Consider the following 17,032-nt stretch of genomic DNA (forward strand, 5'->3'; position numbering starts at 1 on the left):
GATGAAGGACTACATCGAGTCGTTGCAGGGGCTGTCCAAGTCACAGCTGGTGCTCCTGCTGGCGCGGCAGCGACGGCAGGAGACCGAGCGGATCGCCGTCGTCGGTATGGCGTGCCGGTTCCCCGGCGGTATCGACGGCCCCCAGCACTTCTGGGAGGCGCTGCACACAGGCCGCAGCGTCCTCGCCGAACGGGGCGGTATCCCGAAGGACTCCACCGGGCGTCCCCGGTGGAACGTGGCGGCGCCGGACCTGGCGCCGCTGGCCGACCTGCTCGCCAGGGGCGCCTATCTGGACGCCGTCGACCTCTTCGACGCCGAGCGCTTCGGCATCCCGGACGAGGAGGCGCGGTACATGGACCCGCAGCAGCGGCTGCTGCTGACCTGTGCCGCCGAGGCACTGGAGGACGCGGCGGCGTTCGACCGCGCGGAGACCCGGGTGGGCGTCTTCGCCGGGGTGAGCACGGTGGAGTACAGCTTCGCCGCGCTCCGCAACGGCCTGGGGGCCGAGGGGCTCTCCCCGTACATGGGCACCGGTGGCGCGCTCAGCGCGACGGCCGCCCGGGTCGCCACCGGTCTGGGGCTCAACGGTCCGGTGCTGACCGTCGACACCGCGTGTTCCTCCGCCTTGACGGCCACCCACCTGGCCACGTCGGCGCTGCGCCGCGGCGAGTGCGACGTCGCGATCGTCGGCGCCTGCCACCTGACGCTCGCGCCGTTCACGGCGGGCGTCTTCGAGCAGGCCGGGATGCTCTCGCCCACCGGGCGCAGCCGTCCCTTCGACAGCGAGGCGGACGGTCATGTCCGCGGCGAGGGCTGCGGGGTGTTGGTGCTCAGGCGCGAGCGAGACGCGCAGGCCGCCGGCGACCGGCCGTACGCACTGATCAAGGGAAGCAGCGTCTACCAGCACGGGGACCGGCCGGCGATGGCGGCCGTCTCGTCCGTGGCCCAGCGCCGGGTGATGGCCCAGGCACTGCGGGACGCCGCCGTCGATCCGCATCAGGTGCAGTACATCGAGGCCCAGGCCAACGGCTCCAAGCTGGGCGGCGTCATAGAGGCGGAGGCGATCGCCGAGACGTACCGGCGCGGCACGAGGGACGCGCCGCCGCTGTACCTGGGCTCGGCCAAGGCCAACCTCGGTTACCTGGAGACGGCCTCCGGGGCCGCCGGGCTGATCAAGGCGGCGCTCGCCCTGCGCAACCGGGTCATCCCGCCGCAGCCGGGGATCGACACCCCCGACCCGGCGGTGCCGTGGGACCGCACCAGCCTCCGGCTGCCCCGCACCCCCGTGCCGTGGCCCGATGTCGAGTCCCCCATGGCGGCGGTGAGTTCGTTCGGCTTCACCGGAACCAACGCGCATGTGCTGATGGAGGCGGGCGGGGACCTGGAGCCCCGTTCCGCGGCGCGCAACACGGCGGGCCAGGGGCACCGGCACTGGCCCGACGACAACATCTGGATCTGACGCGGCACTGCCGTGAAGCCTGGAACGAGGAGCCGAGGAGCAGCGATGTACTTTCCGAATCTGCGGACACTCGACGCGAGCGTGGCCTTCCACGCCGGGCGGCGCCCGGACCACCCGGCTGTGCTGTGCGAGGGGCGGACCGTCACGTACGGCGAGCTGCACCGGCGCAGCAACCGCCTGGCGCACGCGCTGCGTGCGGCCGGTGTGTCGGATCAGGCCAGGATCGGCTATCTCGGCAAGGAGTCGGAGCACTACTACGAAGTGCTCTTCGGCTGCGCCAAAGCCGGCACGGTCCTGGTGCCCATCAACTGGCGGCTGACCGTCGGCGAGGTGGACCACATCCTGCGGGACTCCGGGACGGAACTCCTCTTCGTGGAGGCGGAGTTCCGCGCCGTCGCGGAGAAGGCGATCGAGGCGCTGGCCCACCGGGTCCAGGTCGTCGTCGTGGACCGCGACGGCGACGCGAGCGCGGGCGTTCTCGACTGGGCCGCGCCTCATCCGGACACGGACCCGAACCGCTCCGCACACGAGGACGACCCGGTCGCGCAGCTGTACACCAGCGGAACGACCGGGCTGCCCAAGGGAGTCGTGCTCGCCCACCGCAGCTTCTTCAAGGTGCGGGACGCGCTGGCGTCCGAGGGGCTGTCCTGGATCGACTGGCAGGAAGGCGACGTGAGCCTCATCGGCATCCCGGGCTTTCATGTCGGCGGGCTGTGGTGGGCCACCCAGGGATTCAACGCCGGCATCACCAACGTCGCCATGCGGATGTTCATCAGCGGTGAGGCGGTACGGCGGATCCGTGAGCTGGGCATCACCACGGCGTGCGTGGTCCCCTCGATGCTGCAGATGGTGCTCAGCGAACCGGAGGCGACCAACGAGGACTTCGCCTCCCTGCGCAAGGTGGTCTACGGCGGTTCCCCGATCTCCGAGCGGCTCCTGGAACAGGCTGTGGAACGGATCGGCTGTGACTTCGCGCAGATCTACGGGCTCACCGAGACGGGCAACACCGCGGTGTGCCTGCCCCCCCACGAGCATGTCGTCGGCGGCCCGCGGATGCAGGCGGCCGGCCGGCCGTACCCCGGCCTCGAGGTCAAGATCGTGGACCGCGACGGCAACCGCCTCAAGGGCCGCTCCGTGGGCGAGGTGTGCCTGCGCACGCCCGCGCGCATGCTCGAGTACTGGGGGCTGTCCGAGGCCACCGCGAGCACTCTGGTGGATGGCTGGATCATGACGGGTGATGCCGGGTATCTCGACGAAGAGGGGTATCTGTTCGTCTGCGACCGGATCAAGGACACGGTCATCGTCGGGGGGGAGAACGTCTATCCGGCCGAGATCGAGAACGCGCTGACCAAGCACGAGGCGGTGCTGGAGGCGGCCGTGATCGGCGTGCCCGACGAACGGTGGGGGGAGGCGGTCCGGGCGTTCGTCGTCCTGCGTCCCGGGACGACCGCGGCGCCGCGGGAACTGATGATGTCGCTGAAGGGGAGGATCGCGGACTTCAAGATCCCGACGGGTTACGAGTTCGTCGACGTGCTTCCCCGGAACCCCAGCGGCAAGATCCTCCGCCGAGAACTGCGTGACAGGTTCTGGCAGGGGCAGACCCGCAAGGTCAACTAGACGTGAAACAGCCGCTCCTGCTCCCGGGGCCGGCTGTTCCTTCGACGCCGGTCGCCCCACTGGCCGCCGGCAGGAATCCCAGGTGATCCGATGAGTCCGTCCTTCACTGCCGTGCGCAGGGTGCTGAACGCCGCCTCGTACGTCTCGCCCCGGTTGCTCGGCGGGTACGTGTGGCGGCTGTTCTGCGAGCCGGTCGCGCGTGACAAGGTGCGTGAGGCCCAGCAGCCGCTGCACGACCGGGCCGTGGTCGAGAAGATCACGGTCCATGGCAAGAAGGTGACGACCTATCGCTGGGGCGAGGGCGGCAATCCGGTGCTGCTCATCCACGGTTTCGGCGGCCGGGCGGCCAACTTCGCCGGGTTCGTCCACGGGCTCCAGCAGATGGGTGTCACCGCGCTGGCGTACGACGCCTTCGGCCACGGCGACTCCGAGGGCAAGGGCGTCACGATCCTGGATCACCTGGACGTGCTGCGCCAGTTGCAGGACAGCCACGGGCCCTTCCGCGCGATCATCGGGCACTCGTTCGGCGGCACCACGGGGTACCTCGCGGTGCGGCGCGGCATCAAGGCCGGCCGGCTGGTGTCCATCGCCTCCGTGGGCGAGTTCGGGTCCCTGCCGGGCACGTTCTGCAAGCAGTTGGGCCTGCGGGCGCCGTATGCGCGGGAGCTGAGGCGCCGCAGTGAGCTGCTGTTCGCGGCCGAGCCGGACCCGTGGAGCGCCTTCTCGCCCGCGCACCGCCCGGAGGAGATCGAGCAGCCGGTGCTCGTGGTGCACGACCGGAACGACCGCGAGGTCGACGTGGAGCAGGGCCGCCTTATCGCCGCCGCGTACGGCGACCGGGCCGAGTTCCTGTTGACGGAGGGGCTCGGGCACCGCCGGATCCTGGGCGACAGCACCGTGATCACCAAGGTGCTGACGTTCGCCCTGGGCGACGTCGACACCTGACGAGCAGCACCGCCCGGACTCGCCAGCAACCAGTAATCACGAACCTAGGTGAGCGATGACCAGCCAGCCCGAATCCACTGGACGTCCCCGGCAGAGCCTCCGGAGTGAACCGATCGCCGTTGTCGGCGTGGCCTGCCGGCTGCCCGGGGCAGCGGGGACGGCGGGCTTCTGGGAGCTGCTCGGCGAGGGACGGGACGGCATCACCGAGGTGCCCTCCGACCGCAGGCCGGCGGGCGGGCCGTCCGCCCCGCCGCCCGGCAACACCGGCCGGGGTGGATTCGTGGCCGGCGTCGGTGACTTCGACGAGGGATTCTTCGGCGTGTCGCCGCGGGAGGCCGCGTCGATGGACCCGCAGCAGCGGCTGATGCTGGAGCTGAGCTGGGAGGCTGTGGAGGACGCCGGCATACCCGCGCAGGACGTGCAGGGCAGCCCTGCCGGTGTCTTCTTCGGGGCCATCGCCGGTGATTACGACGCGCTGCTGAACCAGTACGGGGCGGACAGCATCACGAGGCACTCCTTCACGGGACTGCAGCGCGGCATGATCGCCAACCGGGTCTCACACCTGTTCGGGCTGGTGGGCCCCAGCCTGACCCTGGACTCCGGGCAGTCCTCCTCGCTGGTCGCCGTCCACATGGCCTGCGAGAGCCTGCGCTCGGGCGAGTGCGGTCTCGCGCTCGCGGGCGGGGTGCATCTCAACCTGGTCGAGGAGTCGGCGGTGCGCGCCGACCGTTTCGGGGTGCTCTCGCCCGACGGCCGGTGCTACACGTTCGATTCCCGGGCCAACGGGTTCGTCCGTGGCGAGGGCGGCGTGGTGTTCGTCCTGAAGCCGCTGTCCCGGGCGGTCGCCGACGGCGACGACGTCCTCTGTCTGATCCTCGGCAGCGCGGTCAACAACGACGGCCGGGGCGAGGCCGTCGGCGTGCCCAACCCGGTGGCCCAGAGCGCGGTCATCAGGGCGGCGCAGGACCGGGCGCAGGTCCGGCCCCGGGACATCCAGTACGTCGAACTGCACGGCACCGGCACCGTACGCGGCGACGAGCTGGAGGCGTCCGCCCTCGACTCGGTGTTCGCCGGATCGCGGGAGCCCGGTTCCCCCCTGCTCGTGGGCTCGGCGAAGACCAACGTGGGCCACCTCGAAGGCGCGGCCGGCGCCGTCGGACTGCTGAAGGCAGCCCTGAGCATCAAGAACGGCGAGATACCCGGGAGCCTGAACTACGCCTCGCCCGGGCCCCGCCCGCTCCGGGGCGAGGCGCACCTGGAGGTCCGGCGCGACCGCGGCCCCTGGCCGCGACCCCACCAGCGGCGGCTGGCCGGCGTCAGCTCCTTCGGCATCGGCGGGACCAACTGCCACGTGATCCTCGGCCCGGCCCCCGAGGCCGGGCAGGACGCGCCCGGGACGGCGCCGGCACCGGAGGTCATGGCCTGGCCGCTCAGTGCCAGGAGCCGGCCGGCGCTGGAGGCCAAGGCACGCGACCTAGCCGGGCAGCTGGCCCGCTGCCCGGACCTGCGGCCCGAGGACGTGGGCCGCTCGCTGGCCACGACGCGCACGGAGATGGACCACCGGGCGGTGGTCGTCGCCGGCGATCGTGCCGGGTTCGGCGCAGCGCTCGACGCGCTCGCGGCGGGTGAGGCGGGCACCACCACGGCGTGCGGCGTCGCGCGGCACCCGGCCAAGGTCGTGTTCGTCTTCCCCGGCCAGGGATCGCAGTGGGCCGGCATGGCCCTGGGCCTGTTGGAGGACTCCCAGGTCTTCCGGGACGAACTGGAGGCGTGCGGACGGGCGCTGGCCCCGTACGTCGACTGGTCCCCGGCCGACGTGCTGCGCGGCGCCCCCGGGGCGCCGGGCCTGGACGACGTGGAGGTCGTCCAGCCCCTGCTGTTCTCGGTCATGGTCTCGCTGGCCGCCGTATGGCGCGCGCACGGCGTCCGGCCCGATGCCGTCGTGGGCCACTCCCAGGGTGAGCTGGCCGCCGCTTACGTCTGCGGTGCCCTGACCCTGGACGAAGCCGCCCGCGCGGTGGCCCTGCGCAGCCGGGCCATCGCCAGGATCGCCGGAACCGGCGGGCTGCTGTCCATAGCCCTGCCTGCCGACCGTGTCCTGCCCTATCTGGAACGTTCTCCGCACCACCTGTCCGTGGCGGTGGTCAACAGCCCCCGCTCGACGGCCGTCGGGGGATCTCCCGAGGCGCTGGCCGCCCTCGCCGCCGCCTGTGAGCGGGACGGGGTGCGCAGCCGCCTGATCCTGATCGACTACGCCTCCCACTCGCCTCAGGTCGATGCCATCCGCGATCAGGTGCTCGACGCGGTGAAGGATGTCTCCCCCCTCCGTTCGGACATCCCGTTCTACTCCAGCACCGACGGCGGGCCGCTGGACACGCTCCACCTGGACGCCGGGTACTGGTACCGGAACCTGCGCGAGGCCGTGCAGTTCGAGCGCGCGACCAGGGCGCTGCTGGACTCGGGCCACACCGTCTTCATCGAGGTGAGCCCGCATCCGGTGCTGGTGGCCGGGATGCTGGACACCATCGAGGACGCGGCGCAGGCGTCCGCCGACGAGCCCGTGGAAGCCGCCGTCGTCGGCACTCTGCAGCGGGGTGAGGGCGGCGTCGGGCGCTTCCTCCTGTCCGCCGCCGAGGCCTACGTGCACGGCGTCCCGGTCGACTGGGCGAACGCATACGCCGGGACCGGCGCCCGCCGGGTCAAGCTGCCCGGATATCCGTTCCAGCGCCGCCGGCACTGGCTGGACGCCCCCGGCAGGTCCACCCCCGCCGCTCTCCCCGCCGGGCTCGCCGAAGCGCCGCCGGAGGAGGAGCGGCAGCCCGCAGAGCGGCCGCGGCCGGGGCTGCTCGGCGAGGAGGACGCGCTGGACCTCGTCCGCCGGCACGCCGCGCTGCTGCTCGGACACGACGGCCCCGAGGCGATCGACGGCCGGCTGGCCTTCCGTGACCTGGGATTCGACTCCCACGGCTCTGTCCAGCTGCGTCGGCGGCTCGTCGAGGCCACCGGTCTGAAGCTGCCCGTCAGTACGGTCTACGACCACCCGACGCCGCTCGCGCTGGCCCGCAGGATCCGGCAGCTGCTGGTGTCGTCCGCCGACGGCCGGGCCGCCACGCCGGCTGTCGCGGAGGACGATGACGACCCGGTCGTCATCGTGGGCATGGCCTGCCGCTATCCCGGCGCGGTGGACTCCCCGGAGGACCTGTGGCGCCTCGTGGCGGAGGGCGAGGACGCGGTCGGGGACTTCCCGGCCGACCGCGGCTGGGACCTGGAGGGCCTCTACCACCCCTCACCGGAGCACCGGAAGACCACGTACGCGCGCTCCGGCGGATTCCTGTACGACGCCGCCCGGTTCGACGCGGCGTTCTTCGGCATCAGCCCGCGCGAGGCACTGGGCATGGACCCGCAGCAGCGGATCGTGCTGGAGATCGGCTGGGAGGCGTTCGAGCGGGCCGGAATCGTCCCCGAGACGCTGCGCGGCACACGCACGGGCGTCTTCATCGGGGCGATGCCCTCCGGGTACGGACCGCCGCTCGGCGAGGCGCCTGAGGACCTCGAGGGCTATCTGCTCACGGGTTCGAGCCCGAGCGTGCTGTCCGGACGGCTCTCCTACACCTTCGGGCTGGAGGGGGCGGCGGTCACGGTCGACACCGCCTGCTCGTCCTCGCTGGTGGCGCTCCACCTGGCCGTCCAGGCCCTGCGGCGCGGCGAGTGCTCGATGGCGCTGGCCGGCGGGGTGGCCGTGATGGCGACGCCCGGCATGTTCCTGGAGTTCAGCCGCCAGCGCGGCCTGTCGCCCGACGGCCGGTGCAAGGCCTTCTCCGCCGACGCGGACGGCACGGGATGGGGCGAGGGCGCCGGGATGCTGCTGCTGGAACGGCTGTCCGAGGCCCGCCGCCAGGGTCACCACGTGCTCGCCGTGGTCCGTGGGACGGCGACGAACCAGGACGGCGCGAGTAACGGACTGACGGCACCGAACGGTCCCGCGCAGGAGCGGGTCATCCGGGACGCGCTGGCCTCGGCCCGGCTCGCCCCCGGCCAGGTCGACGTCGTGGAGGCGCACGGCACCGGCACGACCCTGGGCGATCCCATCGAAGCCGGCGCGCTGCTGGCCACGTACGGGCAGGACCGTCCCGAGGGGCGTCCGCTGTGGCTGGGCTCGCTGAAGTCCAACACGGGCCACTCCCAGGCCGCGGCCGGCGTGGGTGGCGTCATCAAGATGGTCATGGCGATGCAGCAGGGCGTCATGCCGCGCTCACTGCACAGCGACCGCCCCACCTCCCACGTCGACTGGTCCGCGGGAGACGTCCGGCTGTTGCGGGAGGCGATGCCCTGGGAGCGGGGCGACGGCCCGCGACGGGCGGGTGTGTCGTCCTTCGGTATCAGCGGCACCAACGCCCACGTGGTGATCGAGGAGGCGCCGCGGTCCGGCGCCGGCACCGACGCCCCGGCCCCCGAGCCGGCAGGACCGGTACCGCTGCCGCTGACGGCGCGGAGCGCGACCGCGCTGGGCGCTCAGGCGGACGCGCTCCGGGCCCATGCGGCGGTCACGGACGCCGGTCTGCTCGACCTCGGCCAGAGCCTGGCCGCCACCCGCTCGACGTTCGAACACCGGGCCGTGGTGCTCGCGGCGGACCGTACCGAGCTCTCCTCCGGCCTGGAATCCCTGGCGCACGGTGCTCTCGCCGGGAACGTGACCCGGGGCGCGGCGACGCCCGGCCGGGTCGCCTTTCTCTTCACCGGCCAGGGCAGCCAGTACGCGGGCATGGGCCGCGAGCTGTACGCGGCCCACCCCGCTTTCGCCGAGGCCCTGGACGAGGTCTGCGCGCATCTGGACCCGCACCTCGGGCGCCCGCTCCGCGGGGTGATGTTCGCCGACGAGGCGGATGGGGAAGCGGCGCTCGTCAACCGTACGGAGTGGACCCAGCCGGCCCTGTTCGCCTTCGAAGTGGCCATGTTCCGGCTGCTCGAACACTGGGGCGTCACCCCGGACCATCTGCTGGGCCACTCCGTCGGTGAGATCGCGGCCGCGCATGTGGCCGGAGTCCTGTCGCTGCCGGACGCCTGTCTCCTGGTGGCGAGCCGCGCCCGGCTGATGGGCGGGCTGCCGGACGGCGGGGCGATGGTGTCGCTGGAGGCGACCGAGCACGAAGTCACCGAGTGGATCGCGGAACACGGCGCACCGCTGGACGTCGCCGCGCTCAACGGTCCGGACTCGACGGTCGTCGCGGGTGACGCGGACGCGGCGGAACGCATCATGGCGCAGTGGCAGAGCCGCGGCCGCCGGGCCAAGCGACTGGCGGTGAGCCACGCCTTCCACTCCGCGAAGGTGGAGCCGGTTCTGGGCGAGTTCGCCAGGATCGCCGAGACACTCGACTATCGACCGCCGGCCCTGTCCGTCGTCTCCAACCTGACCGGCCGGCTGGTCGAGGAGACGACGCTGTGCTCCGCCGACTACTGGGTCCGGCACGTCCGGCAGCCCGTGCGTTTCCTGGAGGGCATCAAGGCCCTGGAGGCGGCGGGAGTAACCAAGTTCCTCGAAGTCGGTCCCGACGGTGTGCTCTCGTCGATGGCGAAGGGCTGTCTGACGGCGGCGCCGAAGGCGGTGGTGGCGACCGCCGCCCGGCGCAACCGGCCCGCGGAGCGGACGTTCCTCACCGCGCTCGCCGCACTGTACGTCCAGGGGGCCGACGTCGACTGGGCGGCCGGGCTGTCCCGGGCCGGCGGGCGCACCGTCGCGTTGCCGACGTACGCCTTCGACCGGCAGTCCTACTGGCTGACCCCACCGGCCCTCAGCGGCACCGACCTCGGCGGCGCCGGGCTCGAAGGGACGGACCACCCGTTGCTCGGAGCGGCGGTCGAACTGCCGGCGACCGACGGCGTCGTCCACACCGCCAGGCTGTCGCTGGACAGTCACCCCTGGCTGGCCGGCCACGTCGTGCTCGGCACGGTCCTGGTCCCGGGCGCGGCGTTCGCGGAGTGGGCGCTGCACGCCGCCGCCGGGACGGGTGGCGGCCGGGTGGGCGAGATGGTGCTCGAGGCGCCCATGGCCCTGCACGAGGGGACCGCGCTCGACGTACGGGTGGGCGTCGGCGGCGCACAGTCGGACGGCCGCCGCGCGTTCACCGTGCACGCACGGCCGCATGACGTGTCCGGCGGGGAGTGGACCTCGCACGCGACCGGCCAGTTGGAGGCGCCGCACGCCGCGCGACCGGCCGCCGGCGCGGCGGAGCAGAGCTGGCCGCCCGTCGGGGCCGTCGAGGTCGACCTCGCCGGTGTCTATGACCGGCTCGCCGAACGCGGCCTGCGGTACGGCACCGGGTTCCGCGCACTGCGAACCCTGTGGCGGCTCGGTGACGAGCTGTTCGCCGACGTCGAACTCCCCGGCGACGAGGCCGAGGGCGCCCACGGCTTCCACCTCCACCCGGTTCTCCTCGACGCGGCGCTGCACGCGGTCCTGGCGTCGGCCCCGGAGCCGGACCCCGTCCTGCCCTTCAGCTGGCAGGGGATCGAGACGTACGCACCGAGCGGGCGGCGCCTGAGGGTCCGCGCGACCTTGTTGCGCAAGCACGGCAGGCCGGGCGAGCTGTCGGTCTCGCTCGCCCTTGCGGACGGCACGGGCCGCCCGGTGGCCTCGGTCGAGTCGCTTCTGCTGAAGCGGACCACGCCCGAGAAGCTCGGACGGGCGCTCGGGAAGCGGCACGGGGAGCTGTACCGGCTGGAGTGGCCGCCCGTCGCGGCCCCGGCGGCCGCCGGCGGGCCGGACGGCCGGTGGGTGTTCCTGGGCAGCGACCACCTCGGCCTGACCGGGATGTTCAAGAGTGCCGGGATACCGCTGGACGTCTGCCCGGACCTGCTGGCTCTCGACAGTCTGGTGGGGGCCCCGGAGCCGCCGCCCGAGGCCGTCGTCGTCACGTGCGTGGGAGAGAGGAGCACCGTCGGCGAGGCCGTCGAGGCGGCGAGCCGACGGGTGCTCAGGCTGGTCCAGGAGTGGCTGACCGACGACCGGCTGGCCGCCACCCGGCTGGTGCTCGTCACGGCGGGCGCGGTACCCACCCGTCCGGACGAGGAGGTGTCCGACCCGGCGGGCGCGGCTGTCTGGGGGCTGATCCGCAGTGCCCAGACGGAGCATCCCGAGCGATTCGTCCTGGTCGACATCGAACCGGGGGAAGGCGGAGTGGACCTGTTGGTCGGCGCGATCACCTCAGGTGAGCCGCAGACGGCCGTCCGCTCCGGTGTCCTGCGGGAACCGCGCCTGGCGGCGGTCCGCGGCAGGCGCCTCGCGGCCGCGCCGGGCAGCGGACCCTGGACGCCGGAGGGCACCGTGCTCATCACCGGCGGGACCGGCATGCTCGGCAGCCTGCTGGCGCGCCACCTGGTGCGGCGGCACGGTGTACGGAGGCTGGCGTTGCTGAGCCGGCGGGGTCAGGCCGCACCCGGCGCCGACGGCCTGGTGGCCGAACTGACCGCACTCGGCGCGCAGGTGTCCGTCCTGGCCTGCGACGTGGCCGACCGTCCGGCGCTGGCGGCGGCACTGGAGCGGCTGCGCAAGGACGCTCCACTGGTCGCCGTCGTGCACACGGCAGGGGTTCTCGACGACTGCACCGTCACGGGGCTGACGCCCAAGCGGCTGCAACGCGTCCTGCGGGCCAAGAGCACGGCAGCGCTGAATCTCCATGAGCTCACCCGGGGCGATGACCTTTCGGCGTTCGTCCTCTTCTCTTCGGTCATCGGCATGCTCGGGGGCGCCGGACAGGCCAACTACGCCGCGGCCAACTGTGTCCTGGACGCGCTGGCACACCGGCGCAGGGCGCTCGGGCTGCCCGCCGTCTCGCTGGCCTGGGGCCTGTGGAATCCCGACGCGGGACTCGCGGCGGACCTGTCGGACGTCGACATCGCCCGCATGGCCCGGTCCGGCCTGGCACCTATGTCCGCGGAGCGCGGCATCGAGCTGTTCGACGCCGCCCTCGGCTGTGACGAGCCCGTACTCGTGCCCGCCGCGCTCGACACCAAGGCGCTGCGCACCCGGTCCGACGGCCTCGCCAAGGTACTCGCCGGGCTGGCACCGGCCGGCGCGGCGCGCCCCGGGACGGCGCCCCAGGTCTCGCTGAGGGACCGGACGGCGGCGCTGCCGGAGGCGGAACGGCCCGCCGTACTCCTCGCGTTCGTCCGGGAGCAGATCGCCGCGGTGATGGGGTACGCGTCGGCGGACGCCGTCGCGCCCGAGTCACCGTTCTGGGAGCTCGGCCTCGATTCCCTGACCGCGCTGGAACTGACCAGCCGGCTGACCACCGCGTCAGGACTGCGGCTGCCGAGCACGCTCACCTTCGACCACTCCTCCGCCGCCGAGCTGTCGCGGTACCTCGGTGAGGTGCTGGCCAGGGAGGCCCTACCGAAGCAGTCGTGACCCCCCACCGTCCCTCAACAGAAGCAGTGACTATGAACCCGAATCACGACACAGCCGCGTCGCCGGAGGCACCCGGCGGCGGACAGATACTGCCGGCGCTGGTGCTGTCCATGCTGGCCTTCAGCATGGTGCAGACCGCGGTGGTGCCGATCCTCCCCGCACTCGCGGGGGCCGTGCACGTCTCCGGCGTCACGGTCACCTGGCTGATGACCGCCAACCTGCTCGCGGCCGCGGTGCTCACCCCACTGCTGGGCCGCTTCGGTGACCTCTACGGCCGCAAGCCGATGCTGCTGGTCTCGCTCGGCGGTCTGGCGCTCGGCTCGGTGCTCGCCGTCACCACCGAGTCGTTCGGCTGGCTGGTGGTGGCCCGCGTGCTCCAGGGCGCGGGCGGAGGTGTTCTCCCGCTGGCCATCAGCGTGGTCCGCAACCAGCTTCCTCCGAAGAAGATCCCGGGCGGCATCGGGGCGGTCAGCGCCGCCATGGGCATCGGCAGCGCCCTCGGCCTGGTGGTGACCGGTCTGCTGATGGAGCAGTGGAGCTACAAGTCGGTCTTCTGGGCCGGACTGTTCGTCAGCCTCGTCGCCATCGCCTGGTCCGTGGCGGGCATACCCAAGGACCGGGCGCCCGATCACTCCGCCAAGGTGGACCCGCTGGGTGCCCTTACCCTGGCCGGCTCGCTCTGCGCCCTGCTGCTCGCCATCAGTAAGGGCAACGCCTGGGGCTGGGGCTCCGGGCGGACCGTCGGCCTCTTCGTCGCGGCCGCGGTGATCGCGGCCGTGTGGGTGGTCATCGAGATGAAGGTGGAGCATCCCCTGGTGAGCATCCGGATGCTCGTGAGCCCCGTCGTGGCCGTCACCAATGTGGCGGGCGCGGTCATCGGATTCGGCATGTACGGGTGCTTCATGGTGATCAGCAACTTCGCCCAGACGCCGGAAAAGATCGCGCACTACGGGTTCAGCGCCGACGTCCTGCATGCCGGCGTGATGCTGCTGCCGTCCGCCATCGGCAGCATGCTGGCTGCTCCGGTCGGCGCCAAGCTGATCGCGGCGCGGGGCCCCCGGATCCCCCTCTCGCTGGGCGGACTGCTCGCAGCGGTGGCGATGGCGTTCCTCGCCGTGCTGAACGGGCACCCGGTCGACCTCTATCTCGCCTCCGCAGTGTTCGGTTTCGGCGTCGGCCTTGCCTACACGGGCATGCCGGCCGCCATCAATTCCGCCGTTCCCATCGAGCAGAGCGGCATCGCCAATGGAATGAACGCGGTGTTCCGCATGGTGGGAGGCGCCGTGGGAACTGCCGTCCTCGGGTCCGTCCTGGCCAGTGACACCATCGAGGGCTTGTCGCTGCCGACCTTGGGCGCCTATCGAGAAGCCTTCTGGATCACCGCGGCCGGCTGCCTCATCGCTGCGGTGGCGCCTCTCGCGGTCCGCACCGCCGTGAGCTCGGTCAACTCGGGGAAGCCCGTCATGAAGCGGAGCGACCCGACCGAGGAGTCCATTGTGTGACATGTCCTTGTCAGATATGTCGTGTGCGGTGGATGCACCCCTGGCGGAAATGCGCACGTCTGCGAACCCGGAAGTGTCAGCGGCCGCCTTCGCGCTTCGCGTGCGTGACGAACCATCAGGCGCGACGCGGTGTGGGCGCAGTTCTCGTCATCCGCTTCGACGGAGTCACCGGTACTCCCGGAGAAACCCGAAAGAGCTTCTCCGGGAGGATGCCCGGTCTTTCGCCGCCGCCGCACCGGCAAGGCGGAGAAGGCCGTACCGCGCGCCTGGCCGGCCGAAATGCCCCTCACCCATGGGGCGGATGGCCGGCCTTTCCTCCCACTCCGGTGCCCGTGACGGGTGGCCCCGAGGCCCGGCCCGCTCCTGGTTGTCCATCGCACGTCGGGCGGGGGCAGCCCCCTCCGCGGACGATCGGTTGCCCGGGCGCCCCACGCGGGGGCGGGCGCACGCGTTGCTCCCTCCCCTCGGCGCCCTGCCCGGCGACGTCGTTCGCGGTGTCCGGGACGGGCTGATGGGCCGAGGTCCCGCTGCCGACGTGTGCTTCGGGCACAGCCCAGGCGCGCTGACGGCCGTCCGGACCGCGTCGCCGCCGTCTCCTCACGCGTGCTCGGAAGACCGCACCGGACGACGTGCTGACCGCGTGCGCCGTGGCCGGCACACCAGCGGCAGAACGCCGGTCGACAAGCCAACTGCTGTGAAAGACCTGTAGGACAAGGGAGAAAACGATGTCTTCATCGATGTGTATGGCGGATCTCCACTCCATCGACAAGGAGGCAGCCGTCAGCACGGGGCCTGCCTGGCAATGGCTCCCCGAGCAGACGCGGGGGCACCGATTCGTTCGCTGGCAGTCCTCCGTCGTCGTGACGAAGTACGCGGACTGCCGGTCCGTGCTGTCGGACAGGAGATTCGGCAACGGCCTCAGGGCCGAACTCGGCGCCATGCCGGACATCGATCCGAGGTTCGTCGAGCGGCGCCGGAGTTCCATGCTGCTGGAGGAGGGTGAACGGCACACGCGGCTGCGCCGATTGGCGATCCCGGCCCTGCGGCCGCGTAACTTCGAACGCTTCCGGCCCGCGATGTCCCAGGTCGTGAACGAGCTGGTGGACCGCGTGGTGGACCAAGGACGGTGCGACGCGGTCGTGGACCTCTGCAGCCCCGTGCCGATCTCGGTGATCTGCTGGGTGCTGGGCGTTCCGCGCGAGGAAGCGGAGTTCTTCGCCGAGGTGGCCGAGGCGTCGACCGCCCTGTTCTCGGGAGACGCGAGCACCGTGCCGGCGGCCATGGCGGCCACCGAGAAGATCGACTCCTACATCGAGGACCTGATCGAGCGGCGACGTGGTCACCCCGGGATGGACCTGATCACGGACCTCATCGCGGCGGCCGAGGCCGAAGGGGGGAAGGTGACGAGCACCGACGTGATGACCATCATCACGTCGCTGATCGTCGGCGGAACCGACACCACGCGCAACCAACTCGCCATCGCCCTGCACTGCTTCGCCGAACGCCCCGAGAGCTGGGAACTGCTGCGCAGGCAGCCGGAACTGGTCCCGAACGCCGTTGAGGAGGTCGTTCGCTACGCGCCGACGGCCTACGCCATGAAGCGCATCACCGACGAGGACGTGGAACTCGGCGGACTGCTCGTCCCCCGGGGCACCTCCGTCATCGTGATGTCCGCGCTCGCCAATCGCGACGACAGCGTCTTCCCCGATCCGGAACGCTTCGACATCGAACGCGAATTCCGGCTCCCGCACCTGGGGTTCGGCTGGGGGCTGCGCAGTTGCGTCGGGTCGGTACTGGCGCGAGCCGAGCTCAGCGGGGCGCTGACCATCCTGTCCCGGCGACTGGCCTCTCTGGCGCTCGACGGTGAGACCCGGTGGAGCCGACCCGACACCATCCAGGGCCCGGTGACCCTGCCGCTGCGCTTCGAAGCGGCGTAGCGGGCCGCCCCTGCGGCCGATCCGGGCACGGGCCGGCCGCAGGGCCTTGGCCGCTCCGGGTCCGTCACGCGTTCCTTATGGCCGTCTCCGCGTACATGTCGACGTACTCCTGGCCTGACAGGGCCGAGATCTCGGCTGTGATCTTCGTCGTCACCGCACGGCGGACCCGGCGGTCCGATTCCTGCCCGAGGTGCTCCGCGAACGTCATCGCGGGGCCGAATCCCGCGTCGAACCTGGCGATGTACAGCCGCTTGGCGCCCTTGGGGTGTACCCGCTCCGTACCGGTGAGGCCGCACGGAATCACCGGTGCCCCGCTGTGCAGAGCCAGCCAGGCCGTGCCGGTAGTGCCCTTGTAGAGGCGCCCGTCCGGCGAACGGGTGCCCTCGATGTGGATGCCCACGCCGTTGCCTTCCGCCAGCAACTTCAGAGACAGCTCCAGCCCGGCCATGGTCCCCGAGCCACTCGTCTTGTCCACCGAGATCATTCCGACGGACTTGAAGAACACCTTCTGCAGCCGGCCCTTGATGCCCGGCATCTCCAGCCATCCCTGCTTTCCGACGAAATACAGTCGGCGTGGCGTCAGGAGTGCGATGAATATGGAGTCGAAGAACGAAAGGTGATTCGCCGCCAGAATGAAGGGACCACTCGCAGGTATGTGGTGAAGCCCTGTCACCCGAGGGCGGAGAAAGAGCTTCAGCGGCAGCGTGAGTATCTTCCTCAGGAGCATTCGAAACATGCGTTCTTCCTGTCCGCGCGGGGGGCTCTGGCGATGGTAACTCGACCTGCTTAAAAGTGACTTAGGAGTCACTTCTGGAACGCGGTCAATGATGCATCCAGCGGTTTTCCGGGTAAGATCCTGCCCGTCCAGTACGTTCGTTCTCCACCGGATTCGAGAGACTCAGGAGCGCCGTGTCCGAGCCCACGCCCGATGCCGTACGTACCTTCATAGAGCAGGAACTCGTCGATTTCGGCGCCGAACCGGAGTCGATTTCGGATGACATCTCACTGGACGCCCTCGACATCGACTCCCTCGCTGTCGTCGAGCTCGTCGCCTCGGTCAAGCGGCGGTACGCCGTGGAGATCGCCATCGGTGACATCCCCCGCACCAGCACGGTTTCGGCGGTGTGCGAGCTGATCCACTCCCGGACCGCGGCGGCCTGAGCCGCCG

At 71.6% G+C, this 17,032-nt stretch carries 8 protein-coding genes; 7 read left to right on the forward strand and 1 reads right to left on the reverse strand.

From position 1 onward, the window contains the following. The first annotated feature begins 1 nt into the window (after window position 1). The 6 genes from ACGFZA_RS33010 (at window position 2) to ACGFZA_RS33035 (ending at window position 15,864) form a co-directional block, all read left to right on the forward strand. Window positions 2–1,459 carry a polyketide synthase gene (locus tag ACGFZA_RS33010; protein ID WP_385277253.1) on the forward strand — a complete coding sequence of 486 codons (1,458 nt, stop codon included), beginning with the start codon at window positions 2–4 and terminating at the stop codon, window positions 1,457–1,459. 45 nt (window positions 1,460–1,504) lie between these two features. Beyond that, a complete protein-coding gene (locus tag ACGFZA_RS33015; protein WP_385277255.1) occupies window positions 1,505–3,076 on the forward strand; it encodes a fatty acid--CoA ligase in 1,572 nt (523 codons plus the stop codon). A gap of 90 nt (window positions 3,077–3,166) precedes the next feature. Continuing rightward, entirely contained in the window at window positions 3,167–4,021 is an 855-nt protein-coding gene (locus ACGFZA_RS33020; protein WP_385277257.1) for an alpha/beta fold hydrolase, read from the forward strand. Window positions 4,022–4,076: 55 nt separating this feature from the next. After that, window positions 4,077–12,425 (forward strand): type I polyketide synthase, encoded by an 8,349-nt coding sequence (locus tag ACGFZA_RS33025; protein ID WP_393684036.1) that lies wholly within the window; start codon window positions 4,077–4,079, stop codon window positions 12,423–12,425. A 32-nt stretch (window positions 12,426–12,457) separates the two neighbouring features. Next, the gene (locus ACGFZA_RS33030; RefSeq protein WP_385277261.1) at window positions 12,458–13,927 is read left to right on the forward strand and encodes an MFS transporter; all 1,470 of its coding nucleotides are present in this window, start codon (window positions 12,458–12,460) and stop codon (window positions 13,925–13,927) included. Between the two features lie 725 nt (window positions 13,928–14,652). Next, complete coding sequence (locus tag ACGFZA_RS33035; RefSeq protein WP_393684038.1) at window positions 14,653–15,864, forward strand: cytochrome P450; 1,212 nt, start codon at window positions 14,653–14,655, stop codon at window positions 15,862–15,864. Between the two features lie 64 nt (window positions 15,865–15,928). On the opposite strand, the gene ACGFZA_RS33040 is transcribed toward ACGFZA_RS33035, so the two are convergent. Beyond that, window positions 15,929–16,600, reverse strand: a complete 672-nt coding sequence (locus tag ACGFZA_RS33040) for a lysophospholipid acyltransferase family protein (RefSeq protein ID WP_385277265.1) — start codon at window positions 16,598–16,600, stop codon at window positions 15,929–15,931. 173 nt (window positions 16,601–16,773) lie between these two features. Between ACGFZA_RS33040 and ACGFZA_RS33045 the strand changes: the two genes are divergently transcribed. Continuing rightward, on the forward strand, window positions 16,774–17,025 hold the full coding sequence (locus tag ACGFZA_RS33045; RefSeq protein ID WP_385277267.1) for an acyl carrier protein: 252 nt from the start codon (window positions 16,774–16,776) through the stop codon (window positions 17,023–17,025). Window positions 17,026–17,032 lie beyond the last annotated feature (7 nt).

Source organism: Streptomyces sp. NPDC048211 (assembly GCF_043202315.1).
GTDB lineage: Bacteria > Actinomycetota > Actinomycetes > Streptomycetales > Streptomycetaceae > Streptomyces.

Excerpts from the sequence above, each read along its gene's own strand:
- ACGFZA_RS33040 (WP_385277265.1), bottom strand. The coding sequence starts at position 16,600 with ATGTTTCGAATGCTCCTGAGGAAGATACTCACGCTGCCGCTGAAGCTC.
- ACGFZA_RS33010 (WP_385277253.1), top strand. The coding sequence starts at position 2 with ATGAAGGACTACATCGAGTCGTTGCAGGGGCTGTCCAAGTCACAGCTG.
- ACGFZA_RS33015 (WP_385277255.1), top strand. The coding sequence starts at position 1,505 with ATGTACTTTCCGAATCTGCGGACACTCGACGCGAGCGTGGCCTTCCAC.
- ACGFZA_RS33035 (WP_393684038.1), top strand. The coding sequence starts at position 14,653 with ATGTCTTCATCGATGTGTATGGCGGATCTCCACTCCATCGACAAGGAG.
- ACGFZA_RS33030 (WP_385277261.1), top strand. The coding sequence starts at position 12,458 with ATGAACCCGAATCACGACACAGCCGCGTCGCCGGAGGCACCCGGCGGC.
- ACGFZA_RS33020 (WP_385277257.1), top strand. The coding sequence starts at position 3,167 with ATGAGTCCGTCCTTCACTGCCGTGCGCAGGGTGCTGAACGCCGCCTCG.
- ACGFZA_RS33025 (WP_393684036.1), top strand. The coding sequence starts at position 4,077 with ATGACCAGCCAGCCCGAATCCACTGGACGTCCCCGGCAGAGCCTCCGG.